This window comes from Agrobacterium larrymoorei (assembly GCF_013322225.1).
Lineage (GTDB): Bacteria > Pseudomonadota > Alphaproteobacteria > Rhizobiales > Rhizobiaceae > Agrobacterium > Agrobacterium larrymoorei_A.
In genome coordinates, this window is record NZ_JAAMFB010000023.1 from 1 (window position 1) to 17,567 (window position 17,567).

The window sequence follows — 17,567 nt, forward strand, 5'->3', positions numbered from 1 at the left end:
AAGCCGGGCTATGGTTCCGGCGCGGTCGTCTCGTCATGGTATCTCCTGTTCTCAGCATTTAAGCTGAAGTCAGGCAGAAATTCCACTTATCCTAGCTGTGCAGATTTTCCGAGCCACCTCTCTCGGCAACAACCAAAGCCCCCCGATCAAGGCTACTCTTGCATGGGCTCGCAAACTCACACCGCAATCACACAAGTTTTGGGTTAGAGGAAAATATGACGTCTGGTTCTTCCAGAAGGCGCTTCTATCAGTGTTGGAAGAAAGTAGCGCTCGACGGAAAGCTGCAGGGGGGCGCGCCCTGCGAATTCCAACGACCCTTCGTGAGGGAAGAATCTTTGACATACTTGGCGGGCGAGTATTGCCTCCGGTCTCGCTTAGGAGTTTTCTTGAAGGCAAGCTGAATTGATCGTATGAAGGAGAAAATGCTTCGATCGATCCGATGTTGAAGAGGTATACGCCCGAACCTCAAACCAAAGTCGGCACATACGGCATATAGGTTCATTCCCAAGGTTGCTCTCTCCGAGCCCGCCATCAAATATCGAGGACAACGCAATAAGCTGTCGAAACCTGATCCAAAATCAAATATACGCCTCCACAATGTGAAAATAATCATACCAGCATATGAAATCCTGCTTGCGAAGATTCGATATCTGAGTAGCTTGCAACCATGACCTTAACACAAACTCGCACTCTGGATTCGGACGCAATCGGCGTAGGCTCCTACACCGCGCCAGAAGCTGCGCGTCTGCTGAAAACGGCCCCCCTCAACATCAATCGTTGGCTGCGCGGCTACACATACAAGCGTGACGATGTTGCGCGGCAGGTTCCTCCACTATGGACCGCGCAACATGCTAATGTTGAGGAGCATCTTGAAATTGGCTTCCGTGATCTGATCGAACTACGGTTCGTCAAAGCTTTTCTGGATGCGGGTGTGGGTTTGCTTGCCATTCGCAACTGCCTTGACTATGCGCGGGAATGCGCTGGGGATGACCGGCCGTTTTCAACGCAGCGTTTCCAAACTGATGGACGGACGATTTTTCTGGAAAGTATTGAGCGTGTTGGCGACGCCAAAATGCTGGACCTCAAGAAAAAGCAATATGTCTTCAAGCAGGTTATCGACCGAACATTTAAAGATCTCGACATTGAAGATGACGCGGTTGCACGCTGGCGACCATTTAACGGCAAGAAATCCATTGTGATTGATCCTAGCCGCTCTTTCGGTCAGCCAATCGCGTCTCAATTTGGGGTTCCGACGATAGTGATTGCTCAAGCGGTTGAAGCGGAAGGCTCTGCCGAAGATGTGGCGCGGATATACGATTTGCCGGTCTCGGTTGTGCGTGATGCTGTCCAGTTCGAAAACGATTTGAAGAGAGCAGCTTGAAGGTTCTGGTAGACGAGAATCTTCCTCCTGCGCTTGCTCGCTCCCTTAATGCTTTGTTCAATGGAAAACACGAAATCATTCACGTCCGCGAGCGATACGGGCCGGGCGTCACGGATTTGCAGTGGATTAACGAACTGAGTGCCGAAGGCAGGTGGGTAGTTCTATCCGGTGATCGCCGTATTACCCGTAACAAGGCGGAGTATAATGCCTTTCGTGCTTCCCATCTTGTTGGCTTTTTCCTTTCAAAGGGGCTTTATAAATCTCCACTCGTCAAGCAGATGGAGCGCATTCTCGCGTTGTGGCAAACGATAGAAATTCAGTCTGCGCTGGTACAGGGTGGGGCGATGTTTGAACTACCGATGTCCAGTACGCGTATCAAGCAGATATAATCAGCAATCCGTTCAGCTTTTAAAACCTGACTTTTTCCTCACTAAAAGACCGGGAATTCTCTAGTGTTCGAAGAGAGTTTTGACTGCGAAGTGCATCGAATGGCGTTGGTAGAAGAAAGTGATTTAATGGTTATGGACCGTTTCTCCTCGAATAAAGCCAAGGATATTGCGTGGCGCATCAGCCAGATGCACGCCAACAATGCGATTGAGGGCGTCAAGAAGGATGAGGCGCTAGCTGCGATGGTCGAAGATTGGAATGAGGCTGGAGTTTCTGATGAGGCCCAGATTTCTCGGCTTGTGCAGATGGCAAAGCACCAGTGAATTTGCCAACTGCCCAAAAGCAAGAATCTCTCATCAAACCACCAACCGCCCTCGAAGCTGATCGATGGCGCGTTGAAACACGCCGGGATCATCCAGCGCACGAGACAATACTATCGCGCCTTGGATGGAAAGTACGGCTTGTTCGGAGAGAATGCGCGCCTCATGATCGTCCCGGCCCTGACGGACAAGCGCTGATTGCAAAGCTTCTACCCAGCTTGCGAAATATCCTTGGATGGCGTGCGAGAAGCGGTCTCGCGTGTTGCCGACGGCAAGGGCGCCGACGAGGCATACGCGTCTGCCGGATTTGAAGTAATCCGTGACGGCATCGAGCATCGCTTCGATGGCGGCATTGGCATTGGCATCGGTTCCGTTTCGCAAGGGGGCGTATACGGCATCTTCAAACCATTGCTCGATTTCGGTGAGGACTGCCCGCACCATCTCTTCTTTTCCATCCGGGAAGAAATGATAGAGGCTGCCTTTGCCGAGGCCGGTAGCCTTGCCGATGAGGGCAAGGCTTGCGCCTTCATAACCGTATTCGCGGAACACCTCGGCCAAAGGTGCCAATGTGTCGGATCTTTCGGCGACCATGCGAGGCACGATTAGAGACCCAGATCGCTGAGGCTGGCGTAGTCATCTGGCCGACGGCCGAGCGGCCAGTGGAACAGGCGCTCGCTTTCAGCGATTGGCATTTCATTGATGCTGGCATGTCTATGCGCCATCAGACCGTCCTCTGCGAATTCCCAGTTTTCATTACCGTAAGCGCGGAACCAACGCCCGCCATCATCACGATATTCGTAAGCGTAGCGCACGGCAATGCGGTTGCCGGTGAAGGCCCAAAGCTCTTTGATGAGGCGGTATTCATGCTCCTTGTTCCACTTGCGTGTCAGGAATGCCTGAGCGTCATCGCGGTTGCTGCAGAATTCCACGCGGTTACGCCAACGGGTGTCTAGCGTATAGACCAAAGCGACCTTGGCAGCATCGCGCGTGTTCCAGCCGTCTTCGGCCAGGCGCACCTTTTCGATGGCTGTTTCATGAGTGAAGGGTGGCAGTGGGGGACGAGACATGATGAGACCTTTCCTGTATTTGTACCGATTGGTACTTAATTTACCGATTAGTACAGTGCGCTTATGTAACTCACATGTCAAGCGGCCTTTCGCATGTGCGTGTGAGGAGGCGGTGTGAAGCGCGTGGATTTTCGCACGCGCAGCGGGTCGAGAAGAACGAGCATCTTTGAGACATCATCTGCCCGGGCAAGAAACGGCGAGCAATTTCGCACCTTCCAGAGAATGCGGTTTCAGAAAAACTGCGGGCCTTGAAGCAAGCCCGCCAAGTAAAACTGCCAACAATAGTGAGGACGGCAGTAGGTGGCGGCGTTCATTCGCCGTTCCGCATCAAGTCCATTAAAATCTTGACGGGAAACCACGAAAGGGATTTGCCACCGAAATATACAGACTGATTAATCGTTACGCGGCTCTTATTGCGAATGACCAGCAGGTAATTTAACTTGAGAAATATATTGTAAATCATAGTTTTAACGTAAATTAATACGAAATTACACTGAGGTTCAAAAGTATTAGATAGCAGATTTTATAGCTAATAATGATTATATTTAATAATTTATTAGCTTTTCATTTTTCGGCGGCGTAGGTTGCGACATCGAAACGGGTTTACGGAACATGAAGGTTTCGCAAATGTCATCGTCGTTATTTCAGCAGTATAAATCCAGAAACAAAGCCTCCCGATATAGATCACTATTATGCGTGACTTTGGTTTCACTTATTCATGCATCAGCAATCGCTGAGGATTTTCCCGACAGGACATCACGCGATCTCGTCAATACATCCACAGGCAAGCCTTCAGCCGCACCTCAACTTCCGCAAGATAGCCTGAGGCAGGGAGACAAGCTCAGCCTTGCATTTTACGAAAGCCTTGGGTCCGAAGAGGATCGCTGGAAGACCTTGCAGGAATCCGCGCCGCGAGGATTTTACCAGCGGCCAGAGCTGACAGGCGAATATATCGTTGAAGCGGATGGGTCGATTTCTCTGCCGCTTCTGGGTCGCTTTCCTGTTCGCGGTCTGCTTCCCGCCGCAGTGGAGGCTTCGCTTCTCCATTCCTACGAAACCCTGGTCGGCAGAAAAGGGTTCGTGAACATCGTCAAGATCGAGCATCAGCCTGTGTATATCACGGGTCCGGTTCGCAATCCCGGTTCGTTCAAATATGTCGACGGAATGACGGTTATGCATGCCGTGGTTCTGGCGGGCGGCATTACCGCAAAGAGCGTGGAGCCGTGGCAGCGCGTGGAAATAGCGCGGCAGATCGAAAAGTTGAAGAGCGGGTTGGCCGACCTGAAGCGGATTGCATCGCGAACCGAAGTCATCAAGGCCGAGCGCGATTCCGTGCAAACCGCCAGCCTGGGCCAAGTTGCCCTTGCCGCCGCCGCTGATGCGGACACGCAACGGCTGATGGATGAGGAGGCGTGGCAGCGCCAGCTGGTGACGACGAGCAAGGACGCGCAACATGACGCATACCAGAAGTCCGTCGCCAATGCCCAGGCGGATCTCGATCTGCGACAGGCTCGGGTCGGGAACTACGACGCGACGATCCGCGTGCGTCAGGACCGTCTCGCCAGCATCCAGAACCTCGCAAACAACAAACTCGTGACCAGCATCGAGCTGACGCGAGCGCAGAGCGAGCTCACCGAATCCGAGGATCGAAAGCAGCAGGCCGTCATCGATGTCGAGAATGCGAAGCAACGATTGGCGGTCGCAAAGCAGGACCTCGAGCGTGACGGGATCGAGCGCAAGATCGAGATCGAAAAATCGGCGGCGGATGCCGAAAGAGGTCTTTCCTCGGCATTGAAGACCACCGAGAGCGACCTCGAGATTTTCCAATCCATGGCGTCGGTCAATGACGCAGCAAACGTCGAATTCGAGATCGTTCGCTCAGGACCGAACGGTGTAACCGTACAACCCGCGACCGAAGAAACGGTTCTGCAGCCTGGTGATCTCATCAAGATACGCTGAGCGCCCCTGATACTCTCTTCGTTCGAAGAGAGCGTCCCATCTCCTTTGCCAAGCGCGCAGAGGGGCAACCTAAAAACTCGTCTTTTACCGCGGTCCCGAACCGCCAAGGAGAGATTATGTCAATCGCAGAAGCCTCACAATCTTTGAATTCCATGGTCCCGCCGCAAGGCTTCATGTCCAACATTCCGAAGACTTCGCTCGTCATCCCGACCCTGAACGAAGCGGAAAACATCAAGCTTCTTCTGCCACGCATACCGACATGGGTGCATGAAATCATCATCGTCGATGGGCGTTCGACAGACGGTACACCGGAAATCGCCCGAAGCCTGCGCAAGGATGTCAGGGTCGTGCTTCAGCCGAAGAAAGGCAAGGGCATCGCGCTCAGAACAGGCTTCGAAGCGGCAAGCGGCGACCTGATCGTGATGCTCGATGCCGATGGATCGATGGACCCGGACGAAATCATCCTGTTCGTCGCCGCTCTGGTTTCCGGCGCCGATTTCGTCAAAGGTTCGCGCTTCATGCAAGGTGGCGGCACGAGCGACATGACCGTTATCCGCAAGTTCGGCAATCTCGGCCTGACCATGCTGGTGCGGATGCTCTATGGCAGCTCCTTCAGCGATCTCTGCTACGGCTATATGGGTTTCTGGAAGCGCCATGTTTCCTTGCTCCGCTCCGATTGCGATGGCTTTGAAATCGAGACGCTGATCAATCTGCGGGCCTTGAAGAACAAGCTGAAGATCATGGAAGTGGCGAGCTTCGAGTCGGAGCGCGTGTTCGGCGTCAGCAATCTGCGGGCCCTGCCCGACGGCTGGCGTGTGCTGAAAACCATCTTCCGCGAGCGTGTCAGCACGCCCATGAGCGTTCAGGGTCTGGAGCAGACCATCAACTGAGGCCGGAGGCCGCGTCATGCGTATAGTGATGGTGAGCGCGCGATACCTGCCTTTTGCCGGAGGCACCGAAACCCATGTCCGGGAAGTTGCCACGAGGCTCGCGCGCAAGGGCCACTCGGTCACGGTTCTTACGGGCAATCCGGACGGAAATCTTGCAGCGAGGGAAATTCTGGACGGCGTGCAGGTGGTAAGGCTTGAGACCTTCCCGAAAGGGCGCGACTGGTGCTTCGCGCCGGGAATTTTCAAGGCGGTGGCGGAAGGAAACTGGGACCTGATGCACGTCCAGGGCTACCACACCTTTCTGGCGCCCTTTGCAATGATCGCCGCGATCCGCAACAGGATGCCCTTCGTCGTCACCTTTCACAGCGGCGGTCATTCCTCACGCTTCAGAACGGCCATGCGGCGCCTCCAGCATAAAGTGCTTGCGCCGCTGACGTCCCGTGCAGCTCAGTTGATCGGCGTGTCACGGTTTGAAGCGGATCTGTTCAGCGAAAACATGGCAATTGCCAGAGACCGGTTTGCCGTCATTCCAAACGGGGCGCGACTGCCACAAACGTCAAACGCCCAGCGGATGCGCAGTGGCGAGGGCAAGCTGATCGTTTCGCTTGGCAGACTTGAGCGATACAAGGGCCATCATCGCGTGCTTGCGGCGTTCAACGTGCTGGCGGCGAAGTTCCCGGATTTGCGGCTCCGGTTGCTTGGCGAAGGTCCTTATGAGGCGAGCCTGCGCCAGCAGGTCGCCCGCTTCGGACTGGAAGGCCGGGTCGAGATAGGGTCCATTCCCGCTGCCGAGCGGTCGGCCATGGCCGACCTTCTTTCTTCTGCGGCGCTAGTGGTGCTTCTCAGTGATTACGAGGCGCATCCCGTCGCAGTTATGGAGGCCCTGTCCGTCAAGGCCCCGGTCCTGACCACGGACACTTCCGGCTTCCAGGAACTGGCGGCCGAAGGCCTTATCAGGACTGTTCCACTGGATGCGTCGGCAGACTTGACGGCCCGCGCGATGCTGGACGCCATGAATGAGGGACCGGTCTCCATGGAAACGACATTGCCCGATTGGGACGATTGCGCAGGTCAGTTGCTAACGGTCTATCGGCGCGTGCTTTCACATTCACCTCCCCAAACGATGGCTGTTCCAGTGGGTTCGGAGATTTGAGGCATGATGACCACGCAAAAGGTCGATTTGGCTTCCGATAACACCCTATTTCCAGCGGAAAGCGCGAATGACAGGGATCGTCTGCATGGGCGAGACACGCGCAGCAGACCATTCATTAAACACATCCTTTTCTGGCTTGCCGCGTTTCTGGGTGTGCGCAGGAAAGACAGCTTGGTCAGGGACGTCGCGGAACAGTCGTCGCTGGGAATGTCCCCTGCCCTTGCCTTTTCGTCCGGCTGCTCGCTGGTTCTCGCCGCCTATGCGGCAAACACCAGCCTTGCCGGAGGACATTGGGCTGTGCCGATGTTCTATGCGGCCATAGCTGCTATTTTTCTTCCAGCTGCGGTCCGGATCATTCATCCGGCGGCCAGTCGGCTGGAGCGGATGACGATCATCCTTATCGTGACGTCCGCGTTATTCGTCGTGCGGATTATCCGCGCTCCGGTTGCCTTCATAGATCATGATGAATTCCTTCACTGGGCAACATTGAACGACATTCTTGAACTGGGCAAACTGTTCCAGACCAACCCTCTTCTGCCAGTCAGCCCGCTTTATCCGGGGTTGGAAGTCATTACGTCAGCCCTCGTTCAACTGTCCGGCCTGTCCGTCTTTGCAGCGGGCCTCATCGTGCTGGCAGTGGCACGCGTGGCGCTGATGATGACGCTGTTTCTGGTGCTGGAAAAGATCACCAATTCGGGGCGTATCGCCTCCATCGCCTGCCTTGTCTACATGGGCTCTTCGGCCTTCTTGCTGTTCGATGTTCATTATTCCTATGAAAGTCTGGCTATCCCAATGCTCGCTGCGGTGCTGCTGTCTTCGGAAAGCAGGCGGATGGACCACGACGACGCCGAGCAGTGGCCGATGGTTACGGTGACCGTTCTGCTGATCGCAGCGCTTGCAACGACACACCACCTCACCTCCTATTTCTGCATGTTCCTTCTGTGCAGTACGGCAGTGCTGGAATGCCTCCGGCAGGGCGCGTCTGTCATGCGGAAGAGACAGGCTATAGTGATGGCAATGGCAGCCATCATGGCTCCTGTCATCTGGTCGAAAATCGTTGGTGACCCCACCGGAGACTACATTCTGCCCGTACTTGAGGGCGGCATTCGCGAACTCGTGCATATCGCTACGAATTCGACCGGAACACGTAGGCTTTTCGTGTCCGACACGGGAATTGTAGCACCGGCCTGGCAACGTTACCTCACGATTGCAGGCGTCCTGCTGATTTGCATCGGCTTGCTGACCGGTTTCTTGCGCTCGCTGGTTTTTAACGGACAATATCGCAATGTGAGCATTCTGTGGCCACCGACACGATGGCGCAAATGGCGGTCGAGCCTTCTGGTTGTCCTCGTTCTTCTGACATTGGTTTATCCGCTCAGCATTATCTTCCGCCTCACCAGAAGCGGGTGGGAGATCGGCAACCGGATCGGTTCGCTTTCCTTTCTGGGTGTCGCGGTCGTGGTTGCGGTGGCGATCGTGGCGTTTTGGCACGGCACCTCTCGCGGCTGGTTTCGTGCGACGGTGCTTGCCGCTGCTGTAACCACGGTGCTGATTGCAGGCGTCATCAGTTCCGAAGGACCGCGTATTCTCGTTCCAGCCGGTTATGAAGTGTCGTCGGATTCCTCATCGATCGAACCCATGGGGATCAGTGCTGCGAAATGGACGAAGGATTGGCTCGGTCCGAACCAGCTTTTTGCCAGCGACCGCATCAACCGCCTGCTTCTGACCGCCTACGGCGGACAGAAAGTTGCAACGACGCTCGAGAACTGGCGCGATACGAGCCTTGCCATAACATCAGCCAATCTTGGTTCGGCGGAGCGCAACCTGCTGATTGGTGGCGGCATTGGATATGTCATGGTCGACCTACGAATGACGACTGCCCTTCCGGGCGTTGGCGTCTATTTCGACGGCGGCGCGCAGGACCGAAACCATCGCGTCCCTCTTTCCTCTTCGGCGTTGCTCAAGTTCAATTCCGCGCTTGATGTGGACCGTACCTTCGACAACGGCTTCATGATCATCTTCGACACGCGCCGCCTCGGAAAAACGGGAAAATCAACTCTCTCCTCAAAGCCGGGCGGAGAGATCGCACAATCCTTCGGGCGACCAAATGGAGTGTTACGATGAATGCCAGCCCTATCGATGCTTTCATGTGCGTTCATTCGAGAGACGTCGAATATCTTCTCGAGGCATCCCTCCGCTCTTACGAACAGCACTTTCCCGACAAGGGTCAGCTCAACATCATAACCAATGATCCATCAGCGTTGAGAGGCTTTCTTGACGCCCGGGGGCTGGTGCCGAATGCTATCGTCACCGGGGATGGAGAGTGGCTTTCCGCCAGGGAAATGGAGCTTCCGGGATGGTTTCGGCAGCAAATCATCAAACTGCGCGCCTTCCGGTTTTGCCAGAGCGAACAGTTCTGCAATCTCGGTGCAGACACGCTGCTGCTGCGCCCTATCGCCAGGTCCGATCTCATCGATCAGGGCAAACCGGTACTCTATTATTCAAGCCATAGATTTTCCGACCGTCATTATCGGTTCGAGCGGCAGCGGGTGAAAAATGTTGCAAGAATTCTCGAAATCGAACCGGATCGCGCGCTGCATTATGTGGATTTCATCAATGATTTCTTCTGCTTCGAGCGGGATTATCTTATCGCACTTGAAGAGTTCATGGTTCTCAAATACGGCTCCGAGCCCTATGTCCGGCTGCTGAAGGGTCTCAGTGCATCCAGCGACCAGACCCGGTTCGGTGAATGGACACTCTACTCCGTCTTCGTGCTTGACGCGATGAACATGCAGCCCACGGTGCGCGATGCGCGCGGTGATTATCTGGTGCAAATTCATAGCCGCCTTGGACTTGCCTTGAGCAGGCTGGATAGCAAGATCGTTCATCTCGTACAAAAGTCGTTCAATCCCGACGTCATTCGACAGAAGCTCGGCAGGGTTAATCCGGGCGCAGCCGCACTCGTCGGCTCCACCGCATGGGCTGAAACCGGAGCCCACGCGCGATGACGCCGATGAGAACAATTACCGGGCGCCGCATCATCCTGACCGTCACGCCTTTATGGATATTATCCACTTTGCTCGTTGTGACGTGGATACCCGAACCGGCTTCGATCTGGGGAACGCTGGTCGGGGCGGTCCTTTGTGCGCCGCTGGTGCTATATCTTCCCGGCAGCATGATCATGGGCACCCTACGCTTTAAGGGTGGCAGTGCTGCAAAAGAAACGCTTTCGATCTTCCTCAGCTTCGCCGCCTGTATTTTTCTGGGCATGGTGCTGAACCTGACCGGAAATCTCAATGCGCAAGGGTGGGTGTTCGCGCTGGGTCTGCTGGCAATCCTGGCATGGGGATTGAACATTCTGCGCCCAGCGACCCGACCGGTATCAGCCATGCAATGGGAGCGACCGGGACGACGCTTCGTGATTTTTTCGGCATCCGCCCTTCTTGCCATAGAAGCCGTTCTTCTGGCCCGTCCCGCAGCGCTTGAGAGAATGCCCTTTCATTTCACCGAGCTTTGGATGGTCCCCAAACAGGCGTGGACGAACAATATAGTCACAATCGGCGTCAGCAATTCGGAAGAGACGGCATCGATCTACAGCATCGACCTTGTTCTGGACGGCGCTTTGATCGCCAAGATGCCCAATTTCGAGCTCGCCCCTTCCATCAGCCAGACCTTCGACTTTTCCGTACCGAAGAAAACCGACGCCCCTGCACGTCTGGAAGCCTGGCTCTACAAGGATGGAAACAGGGAAAACATCTATCGCAAGGTATGGGTTACGATCAACGACGTCTCGTCGCCCAGAATGACCTTTGGAACGCCTGCCCGGGAGACGAAAAATGGATAGTTGCCAGAGCCTCGCACCCGGCAAACCCACAACGTCAATCGTCATCTGCTGCTACTCCGAGAAGCGTTGGGACATTCTTAAGAAGGCCATCCGCTCAGCGGTTCAGCAGTCCTGCCCGGCAGATGAGGTCGTAGTCATCGTCGATCACAACCCATCGCTTGCGCTGCGCCTGAAGGGTGAGCGCCTTGACGGCCAAGTCAGTATTTTCGAAAACACCAATCAAGCCGGATTGTCCGGTGCTCGCAATAGCGGAATCTCTCTCAGCGCCGGCGAGTTGATCCTTTTCCTCGACGACGACGCCGTGGCAGACCGGGATTTGTTGGCAACATTCGTCAAAAAGATGGAAAATCCGCTGACGCTGGGGGCGGTATCGTCCATTCGACCGCTCTGGGAAACCAAACGCCCCGGCTGGTTTCCAGAAGAGTTTCTGTGGACACTGGGCTGCACCTATCGCGGCATGTCTCCGGGCCGGGTGCGCAATCTCATCGGCGCATCCATGTGTATACGCCGCAGGGTTTTTGATCTCGCGGGCGGTTTCGATACGGGATTGGGGCGCACGGCGAAAGCCTTGCCGTTGGGTTGCGAGGAGACCGAACTCTGTATCCGGGCTCAGAAAATCCTGCCTCATGGCCATTTTCTTTTCGAACCAGCAACCGGCTGCGACCACGCCATTCCTGCCTCTCGCGCAACGTGGACATACTTCCTGAAAAGATGCTGGGCTGAAGGGCTCTCGAAGGCAAGCCTTTCGTTGATAGCAAGTCCGGGTTCGGCGCTGGAATCCGAGCGGGCCTATGTAAGAAAGACTTTGCCGGAGGGCGTCATACGCAACCTGGGTGACCTGCTGCGGGGCAAGCCCAGTGGTGCGCTTCGGGCTGCGGCAATCTTCGCCGGGCTTGCCGTGACCGCTGCCGGTTTCGCTCTCGGACGAGTTCGTGCCGCCCGCGCGCGGTCGACCATCACCACTCCCGTTCTCGAGCCAGGGGAATAATTCGATGGCGCTCACCATTCTCATCAGCAAGCTTCGCAGCTTTCTCACCAGCCAGGCGGCATTGCTTCTCAATGCGGGGATGCTGGGGCTTGGCACATTAATGACCGCGATCCTCGGCTTCGTCTACTGGTGGTTTGCAGCGCGTTCATTCTCGCCGGAGGCAGTTGGCCTTGCGGCGGCGGCCATATCCCTGATGAACCTTCTTGCGCAGTTCGGTGAAGTCGGTCTTGGACCTTTTCTGATGGGAGAGATAGGTCGGCAAAAGCGGCCCGGCCCGTTTCTGACCGGCGCACTTCTCATCGCATTTTTTGCCTCTGCCGGGATGGGAATGATCTATCTGGCTATCGCGGAATATACATCGACGCCGCTTGGCCCCATCGTCAGTTCTTCTGCGACAGATCTCCTGTTTCTCGCCGGATGCGCGTTGACCGGGGTGACGCTCGTATTCGATCAGGCGATGGTCGGACTTTTGCGCAGCATTGTCCAGCTCATACGAAATGTCGTCTTTGCCAGCGTGAAGCTATTGCTGCTGATCGCTCTCGGCGTGGCGCTTGGAGGGGCGGCCAGTGGACTGGAAATTTTCACGACATGGTTTGCCGGGCAACTGATTTCACTCGTCATCGTGGCGGGGCTGCTTGCATATAAAGGGAGCCAGGTCTTTCACAGGCCAGAGGTTCATTCCTTCCGTCCGGTTTGCAGACAGGTGTTCGGCCATCACGCGCTCAGCATGGCGGTTCAGGCACCGTCTCTGCTGATGCCTTTCGTGGTAACGGTGATGCTGTCGGCGCAGATCAATGCAGCTTTCTATGCCGCATGGACGCTGCTCAACGTTGCGCTTCTCGTTCCTGCGTCGCTGGCTTCCGTCCTGTTTGCCATCGCAACCCGCGAGCCGGACTTGTTTGCGGCGCGTCTGCGCGTTTCGCTCGCTCTGTCCACGCTGGTCTGCGCGGGAGCGGCATTGACCTTCCTTCTATTTTCACGCCTCATGCTGTGGGTGTTCAATCCGGCATATGAGGTGATCGCCGGAAATGGCCTGCAGTTTCTCGGCTTCGCGGCCTTCGGTATCGTTGCGAAATATCATTATCTGGCGGTTCAGCGGGTTCGTGGCAATCTCGGTCGCGCAACGCTGGTTCTGGCTGGCGGTGCCGTGGTGGAAATCGCCGCCGCCGCGTTGGGCGCGCAGTCCGGCATCGCGGGCACGGCCAATTTCTGGGTGCTTGCCGTTTCGCTCGAAGGTCTCATTCTATGCCGGGCACTTTACGCGGCTGCATTTCCCGCGGTGGCGTCGGTGAGCGGGGCGATGTCTGCGGCTGTCGGCTCCATCGACAATGCAGGCGAGATCGACATTGCGGTGCGGGCCTGAAAAGGAGTTGGCAGATGAGGCTTATCGACCCTATCCGGAATTTCGCTCTCTGCTTCCTCGCGCTGTTGCTTTCGCAGACTGTTTCACCTGAAGCGGCAAGGGCGCAGGCGCCCGATCAAGATGCTTTCGTCACAACGAGCGGCGATGCCTTTCAACTGAACGGCAAGCCTTTTCGCGTCGCTGGCGTGAACAATCACTATCTCACATTCGGTTCGACAGGGGAAATGACCCGAGTATTGGACGATGCAACCGCAATGGGTGCGAATGTGGTGCGCACCTTTCTTCAGCCTGTCATCGGATCTCTGGATGGCAAGGTTCCAACCATATGGAATTCGAAAAGCACGTCAGATTCCAGCAACCTTGGAACCAAGGGCGTCTACATGATGAGTTGGGACACCATAACCAACCAGATGGTTCCCAATGACGGACCGGACGGCCTTCAAAAGGTGGATCGGGTCATCGCGGAGGCGTCCAAACGCAATCTCAGGCTGATCATCGCCTTCGTCGATTTCTGGGCTTACACCGGTGGCGCCCAGCAGATGAACGCATGGTACGGAAGCTCTGACAAATACACATTCTTTGCGCAGGACCAGCGGACACGCAACGACTACAAGGCATGGGTGCGGCACGTTCTATCGCGGGTAAACACGATTACCGGTGTTCGCTATTCCGATGATCCGACGATATTTGCGTGGGAGCTCGCCAACGAACCGGACATTCATCCGGAGCCCTTGTTGCATGACTGGCTGTCCGAAATGTCGGCATACGTCAAATCTCTGGCGCCGAGGCAACTCGTGACGACGGGACACGGCAACATGAACCAGAAGCTGTCCGACATGAACATCCCGACCGTCAATTTCGGTACGTGGCATGGCTATCCGTCTTACGTCAAAATGAGCCATTCCGAATTCGATGACCGTATCCGTGAATATTGCGGTATCGGCAAAAAGATCGGGAAACCTGTGATCCTCGAGGAATTCGGAGTTCCACGATCCGACCCCGATCAGGCAAATGCGTACAGGAACTGGCTGAATACGATCGACACATCGAACTGCGCGGGCTGGGTCGTCTGGCGGCTGGTCAGTACGCAGGACTCAGGCCTTTATCCTGAAGACGATCACGACCGGTTCGATATTCACAAGGATGGAGGCGACGCCTGGCAGGTGCTCCGCGACGCCGCCATTAAGCTTCAGGAAAAATGATGAGCATTCCAGGTTTCGGAATACGAAGACCCGCGCTGACCATTGACGTCAGTCACAACCCTTACCGGGAAATGAGCTGGATCTTCAGGGGAACAGCGCCGTCAGCGATCTCGAACAAACGGTCGATGTTGGGGTGAGCGCCGGGACGATTTTTCGCATCGGCAGTATGCTCGGCAAAAATTGACAGGCCATGTTGTGCCGCTTTCGTATCGAGCTTGCCGAAAGATTGCTGCAGATATTGATAGACAGCGAGCGATCCTTGCTTGCCCGGCTGATTTTCGATCGTTGCGACAACGACGCCAGCATCATCGACGAGATCGATACGAGCAAGGTCTTCGACTGGCGGCAGCAGTTGCAGATTGTCCTTGAACGACGCCGTGGGCTGGATCATCACCGGTTCCTTTCTCATGACAGGGATAGTTCGCGTTTAGCAGCATTCACTCTCTGCCGCTATACGGCAGCCGGATATCCGCGACAGCATTCAAACTCCCGTTGCCTCTTGCGGCGGAGACGCTATCATGGCGCATCTACCGGATGAAAAGCTTTGGGAGGAGCAGTGCATGCGTCGGATGTGGCCAGATGAATTTTCGCCTTTGCTGGATGGAGCGGAAGAGGTTGTTCTGGATGTCCCGCCTGGAGCGGGCGAACACCCAACAGCAGAAACGAACAGCAGAAAGGCACTGAAAGCCCGTATTCGCCGGGAGGATTTCGAGAAAATCTGGCCTTTGGCGGAAGCGCGCTATCGACTGGATGGCAGGTTATCAGGCAAGGCCATCACCTTGATTGCCAACAATCCGCATTATCAGAAATGGCATCCAGCCGATGGTGGCAGCGTCGAGAGCGTCGCCGATAGTGGCCAGAAATATACGACGCATTATGTAGTCGTGCATTTCCTGCTGGACGATGTTCGAGAACACGCGCAGGCCTAGATATTGCGCGCGCACCAGCAGCTGGATCGACACGGCCCCGAATCGTTCGAGAGCCGGACCCGACTTGTGGCCGCTGGTGCATGTTTCAAAGGACGGCTAGTATTCCGCCATCGACGTAGATGATCTGGCCGTTGACGTAATCGGACGCCGATGAAGAAAGGTAGACGGCGGTGCCGATCAGTTCTTCCGGTTTACCCCAACGTCTCGAGGGCGTGCGACCCTTTACCCAGGCGTCGAATTCCGGGTTATCGATCAGAGCCTGATTCATATCGGTGAGCATATAGCCGGGGCCGATGGCGTTGGCCTGAATACCGTGCTGCGCCCATTCCGCAGCCATGGCACGGGTCAACATCTTTATCCCGCCCTTGGCGACCGTATAGGGTGCGACCGTCGCGCGGGCGAGTTCGCTTGTAAGTGAGCCGATATTGACGATCTTGCCATATCCACGCGGGATCATCCGTTTCGCCGCCTCACGGCCGATCATGAAGGCGCTGGTGAGATTGGTGTCGATGACCCTTTGCCAGTCTGCCGTGTCCAGCTCGACCATCGGCTTGCGATACTGAATTCCGGCATTATTGACGAGAATATCAACCGCGATCCCCGCCGCATCGAATTTGGCGAGAGCCGCTTTTATCTCCTCTTCCGAGGTGACATTGAATGAAGCAGCCTCGGCCTCGTGTCCGGCCTTGCGAAGGTTGTTGACCGTTTCAGCGACCCGCGACGGATCTGTGCCATTGATAAGGACACGCGCACCTGCGACGGCGAGCCCCTCGGCCATGGCACGACCGAGACCGCGCGATGAGCCGGTAACGAGAGCGGTACGGCCCTGAAGATTGAATATCGACTGGTGGTTCATGTTGCCTACCTCAAAGCGCACTGCGTCGAACCGTCAGGTCCGCACGTTCAAAGACCTGTGGCAGTAATTCCGTACCGAGACCCGGACCTTCCATCGGCAACACATAACCGTTTTCGATAACGGGAACGTTGGTCACAAGCTCCTTGTACCATCCGGTGTAGAAAGCACGGACCGACTCCTGGATCATGGTGTTGGTTTGCGAGAAGGACGAGTGAACCGCGGCAGCGTAGGCAACCGGGCCCGTGCAATCATGCGGCGCGTATGGGCGATGATAGGTGTCGGCGAGCGAAGAAATCTTGCGACCTTCAGTCAAACCACCGGTCCAGACCAAATCCGTCATGACGATACCGATGGCACCAGCTTCCAGCATGTCCTTGTAGGGGAAGCGGGAGCCTAACGTCTCCGACGCGCAGATCGGTACACTCGTAGATGCAGCAAGCTCCTTGAGCGCGGAAACGGAATTCATTCTGATCGGGTCTTCGTACCATGTCGGGTCGAAGGCTTCGAGTTCACGAGCGATCTTCTTGATGGTCGGCAAGTTCCAGAGACTGTGGAACTCCACCATGATCTGCATTCTGTCACCCACGCGGGCGCGGATTTGCTCGAACGGCTTTATGGCGGTGCGCAACTGTTCTGCGGTGATGAAGCGACCATCGTTTTCGATGGCAGCAGGATCGAACGGCCATATTTTCATGGCCGATATTCCCTGCTCCAGCAGGCTTTCCGCCAACGCGCCCGCATCCGTCATGAAGCCCTTGAGGTCTTCATAGGGCCCTTCGGAACTGTCGCGGAAATTCCACGTATCGACCGGTTTGATCTTGTTCGAGCGAACATAGCCGTAACCAGCACAGGTATTGTAGACCGGAATGCGATCATGGCAGAGACCGCCCAGCATCTGATGGACCGGCTGGTCACAGGCCTTGCCGAAAATGTCCCAAAGAGCAAGATCGATAGCAGATGCGGCGCGATATTCCGCGCCCGTCGATGCTTGCGCCATCGGCAGGTTCACGAGTTCACGGGCAAGCGCCTCGATCCGAAACGGGTCTTTACCCAGCAGTCGGCCGGCCAGAACATCATGAATATGCGCCTCGACCGCGCCTGCGCCATAAAAGGTCTCGCCGAGACCGATGACTCCAGCATCCGTATGCGCGCGCACCCAAAGGACATTCGCAAACTCCTCCGTTCGCAGTGTTTCGATAGATGTAATTTTCATTGGTTCCTCCGTAGG

General features: G+C 55.9%; 18 protein-coding genes. 13 read left to right on the forward strand and 5 right to left on the reverse strand.

Going from position 1 to position 17,567, the window contains the following annotated elements; genetic code table 11:
* Positions 1 to 667 precede the first annotated feature (667 nt).
* The 3 genes from G6L28_RS14775 (at position 668) to G6L28_RS14785 (ending at position 2,091) form a co-directional block, all read left to right on the forward strand.
* Complete coding sequence (locus G6L28_RS14775) at positions 668 to 1,381, forward strand: hypothetical protein (protein ID WP_180217677.1); 714 nt, start codon at positions 668 to 670, stop codon at positions 1,379 to 1,381.
* Positions 1,378 to 1,770 (forward strand): DUF5615 family PIN-like protein, encoded by a 393-nt coding sequence (locus G6L28_RS14780; RefSeq protein WP_174064596.1) that lies wholly within the window; start codon positions 1,378 to 1,380, stop codon positions 1,768 to 1,770. The genes G6L28_RS14775 and G6L28_RS14780 overlap by 4 nt, the downstream gene beginning before the upstream one ends.
* A gap of 63 nt (positions 1,771 to 1,833) precedes the next feature.
* Positions 1,834 to 2,091 (forward strand): hypothetical protein, encoded by a 258-nt coding sequence (locus tag G6L28_RS14785; protein WP_174064597.1) that lies wholly within the window; start codon positions 1,834 to 1,836, stop codon positions 2,089 to 2,091.
* 33 nt (positions 2,092 to 2,124) lie between these two features.
* Here G6L28_RS14785 and G6L28_RS14790 read toward each other — a convergent pair whose 3' ends face one another.
* Complete coding sequence (locus G6L28_RS14790) at positions 2,125 to 2,688, reverse strand: TetR family transcriptional regulator (RefSeq protein ID WP_174064598.1); 564 nt, start codon at positions 2,686 to 2,688, stop codon at positions 2,125 to 2,127.
* A 2-nt stretch (positions 2,689 to 2,690) separates the two neighbouring features.
* Complete coding sequence (locus G6L28_RS14795; RefSeq protein WP_174064599.1) at positions 2,691 to 3,155, reverse strand: DUF1348 family protein; 465 nt, start codon at positions 3,153 to 3,155, stop codon at positions 2,691 to 2,693.
* Between the two features lie 696 nt (positions 3,156 to 3,851).
* On the opposite strand from G6L28_RS14795, the gene G6L28_RS14800 reads away from it, so the two are divergent.
* From G6L28_RS14800 to G6L28_RS14840, 9 genes are all read left to right on the forward strand, one after another.
* A complete protein-coding gene (locus G6L28_RS14800; protein ID WP_337795769.1) occupies positions 3,852 to 5,114 on the forward strand; it encodes a polysaccharide biosynthesis/export family protein in 1,263 nt (420 codons plus the stop codon).
* Between the two features lie 116 nt (positions 5,115 to 5,230).
* Positions 5,231 to 6,004, forward strand: a complete 774-nt coding sequence (locus G6L28_RS14805) for a glycosyltransferase family 2 protein (RefSeq protein ID WP_174064600.1) — start codon at positions 5,231 to 5,233, stop codon at positions 6,002 to 6,004.
* A gap of 16 nt (positions 6,005 to 6,020) precedes the next feature.
* Complete coding sequence (locus G6L28_RS14810; RefSeq protein ID WP_234902588.1) at positions 6,021 to 7,157, forward strand: glycosyltransferase family 4 protein; 1,137 nt, start codon at positions 6,021 to 6,023, stop codon at positions 7,155 to 7,157.
* Between the two features lie 3 nt (positions 7,158 to 7,160).
* Positions 7,161 to 9,281 carry a hypothetical protein gene (locus G6L28_RS14815; RefSeq protein WP_234902589.1) on the forward strand — a complete coding sequence of 707 codons (2,121 nt, stop codon included), beginning with the start codon at positions 7,161 to 7,163 and terminating at the stop codon, positions 9,279 to 9,281.
* A complete protein-coding gene (locus G6L28_RS14820; protein ID WP_174064601.1) occupies positions 9,278 to 10,165 on the forward strand; it encodes a DUF6492 family protein in 888 nt (295 codons plus the stop codon). The genes G6L28_RS14815 and G6L28_RS14820 overlap by 4 nt, the downstream gene beginning before the upstream one ends.
* Positions 10,162 to 11,001: a hypothetical protein gene (locus G6L28_RS14825; RefSeq protein ID WP_234902590.1), complete on the forward strand. Its 840-nt coding sequence runs from the start codon at positions 10,162 to 10,164 to the stop codon at positions 10,999 to 11,001. The genes G6L28_RS14820 and G6L28_RS14825 overlap by 4 nt, the downstream gene beginning before the upstream one ends.
* Positions 10,994 to 11,989: a glycosyltransferase family 2 protein gene (locus G6L28_RS14830; protein ID WP_174064602.1), complete on the forward strand. Its 996-nt coding sequence runs from the start codon at positions 10,994 to 10,996 to the stop codon at positions 11,987 to 11,989. The genes G6L28_RS14825 and G6L28_RS14830 overlap by 8 nt, the downstream gene beginning before the upstream one ends.
* Positions 11,990 to 11,993: 4 nt before the next feature.
* Positions 11,994 to 13,352: a hypothetical protein gene (locus G6L28_RS14835; protein ID WP_174064603.1), complete on the forward strand. Its 1,359-nt coding sequence runs from the start codon at positions 11,994 to 11,996 to the stop codon at positions 13,350 to 13,352.
* A gap of 14 nt (positions 13,353 to 13,366) precedes the next feature.
* Positions 13,367 to 14,554 carry a glycoside hydrolase 5 family protein gene (locus G6L28_RS14840; protein WP_174064604.1) on the forward strand — a complete coding sequence of 396 codons (1,188 nt, stop codon included), beginning with the start codon at positions 13,367 to 13,369 and terminating at the stop codon, positions 14,552 to 14,554.
* Between the two features lie 61 nt (positions 14,555 to 14,615).
* Here G6L28_RS14840 and G6L28_RS14845 read toward each other — a convergent pair whose 3' ends face one another.
* The gene (locus tag G6L28_RS14845) at positions 14,616 to 14,945 is read right to left on the reverse strand and encodes a DUF2322 family protein (protein ID WP_174064605.1); all 330 of its coding nucleotides are present in this window, start codon (positions 14,943 to 14,945) and stop codon (positions 14,616 to 14,618) included.
* Between the two features lie 178 nt (positions 14,946 to 15,123).
* On the opposite strand from G6L28_RS14845, the gene G6L28_RS14850 reads away from it, so the two are divergent.
* A complete protein-coding gene (locus tag G6L28_RS14850) occupies positions 15,124 to 15,483 on the forward strand; it encodes a hypothetical protein (RefSeq protein WP_174064689.1) in 360 nt (119 codons plus the stop codon).
* Positions 15,484 to 15,568: 85 nt separating this feature from the next.
* Here G6L28_RS14850 and G6L28_RS14855 read toward each other — a convergent pair whose 3' ends face one another.
* Both G6L28_RS14855 and G6L28_RS14860 read right to left on the reverse strand, forming a co-directional pair.
* Complete coding sequence (locus G6L28_RS14855; protein ID WP_174064606.1) at positions 15,569 to 16,339, reverse strand: SDR family oxidoreductase; 771 nt, start codon at positions 16,337 to 16,339, stop codon at positions 15,569 to 15,571.
* Between the two features lie 10 nt (positions 16,340 to 16,349).
* The gene (locus G6L28_RS14860) at positions 16,350 to 17,552 is read right to left on the reverse strand and encodes a mandelate racemase/muconate lactonizing enzyme family protein (RefSeq protein ID WP_174064607.1); all 1,203 of its coding nucleotides are present in this window, start codon (positions 17,550 to 17,552) and stop codon (positions 16,350 to 16,352) included.
* Positions 17,553 to 17,567: the final 15 nt, after the last annotated feature.

Excerpts from the sequence above, each read along its gene's own strand:
- G6L28_RS14775 (WP_180217677.1), top strand. The coding sequence starts at position 668 with ATGACCTTAACACAAACTCGCACTCTGGATTCGGACGCAATCGGCGTA.
- G6L28_RS14795 (WP_174064599.1), bottom strand. The coding sequence starts at position 3,155 with ATGTCTCGTCCCCCACTGCCACCCTTCACTCATGAAACAGCCATCGAA.
- G6L28_RS14805 (WP_174064600.1), top strand. The coding sequence starts at position 5,231 with ATGTCAATCGCAGAAGCCTCACAATCTTTGAATTCCATGGTCCCGCCG.
- G6L28_RS14810 (WP_234902588.1), top strand. The coding sequence starts at position 6,021 with ATGCGTATAGTGATGGTGAGCGCGCGATACCTGCCTTTTGCCGGAGGC.
- G6L28_RS14815 (WP_234902589.1), top strand. The coding sequence starts at position 7,161 with ATGATGACCACGCAAAAGGTCGATTTGGCTTCCGATAACACCCTATTT.
- G6L28_RS14820 (WP_174064601.1), top strand. The coding sequence starts at position 9,278 with ATGAATGCCAGCCCTATCGATGCTTTCATGTGCGTTCATTCGAGAGAC.
- G6L28_RS14825 (WP_234902590.1), top strand. The coding sequence starts at position 10,162 with ATGACGCCGATGAGAACAATTACCGGGCGCCGCATCATCCTGACCGTC.
- G6L28_RS14830 (WP_174064602.1), top strand. The coding sequence starts at position 10,994 with ATGGATAGTTGCCAGAGCCTCGCACCCGGCAAACCCACAACGTCAATC.
- G6L28_RS14835 (WP_174064603.1), top strand. The coding sequence starts at position 11,994 with ATGGCGCTCACCATTCTCATCAGCAAGCTTCGCAGCTTTCTCACCAGC.
- G6L28_RS14840 (WP_174064604.1), top strand. The coding sequence starts at position 13,367 with ATGAGGCTTATCGACCCTATCCGGAATTTCGCTCTCTGCTTCCTCGCG.
- G6L28_RS14845 (WP_174064605.1), bottom strand. The coding sequence starts at position 14,945 with ATGATCCAGCCCACGGCGTCGTTCAAGGACAATCTGCAACTGCTGCCG.
- G6L28_RS14850 (WP_174064689.1), top strand. The coding sequence starts at position 15,124 with ATGTGGCCAGATGAATTTTCGCCTTTGCTGGATGGAGCGGAAGAGGTT.
- G6L28_RS14855 (WP_174064606.1), bottom strand. The coding sequence starts at position 16,339 with ATGAACCACCAGTCGATATTCAATCTTCAGGGCCGTACCGCTCTCGTT.
- G6L28_RS14860 (WP_174064607.1), bottom strand. The coding sequence starts at position 17,552 with ATGAAAATTACATCTATCGAAACACTGCGAACGGAGGAGTTTGCGAAT.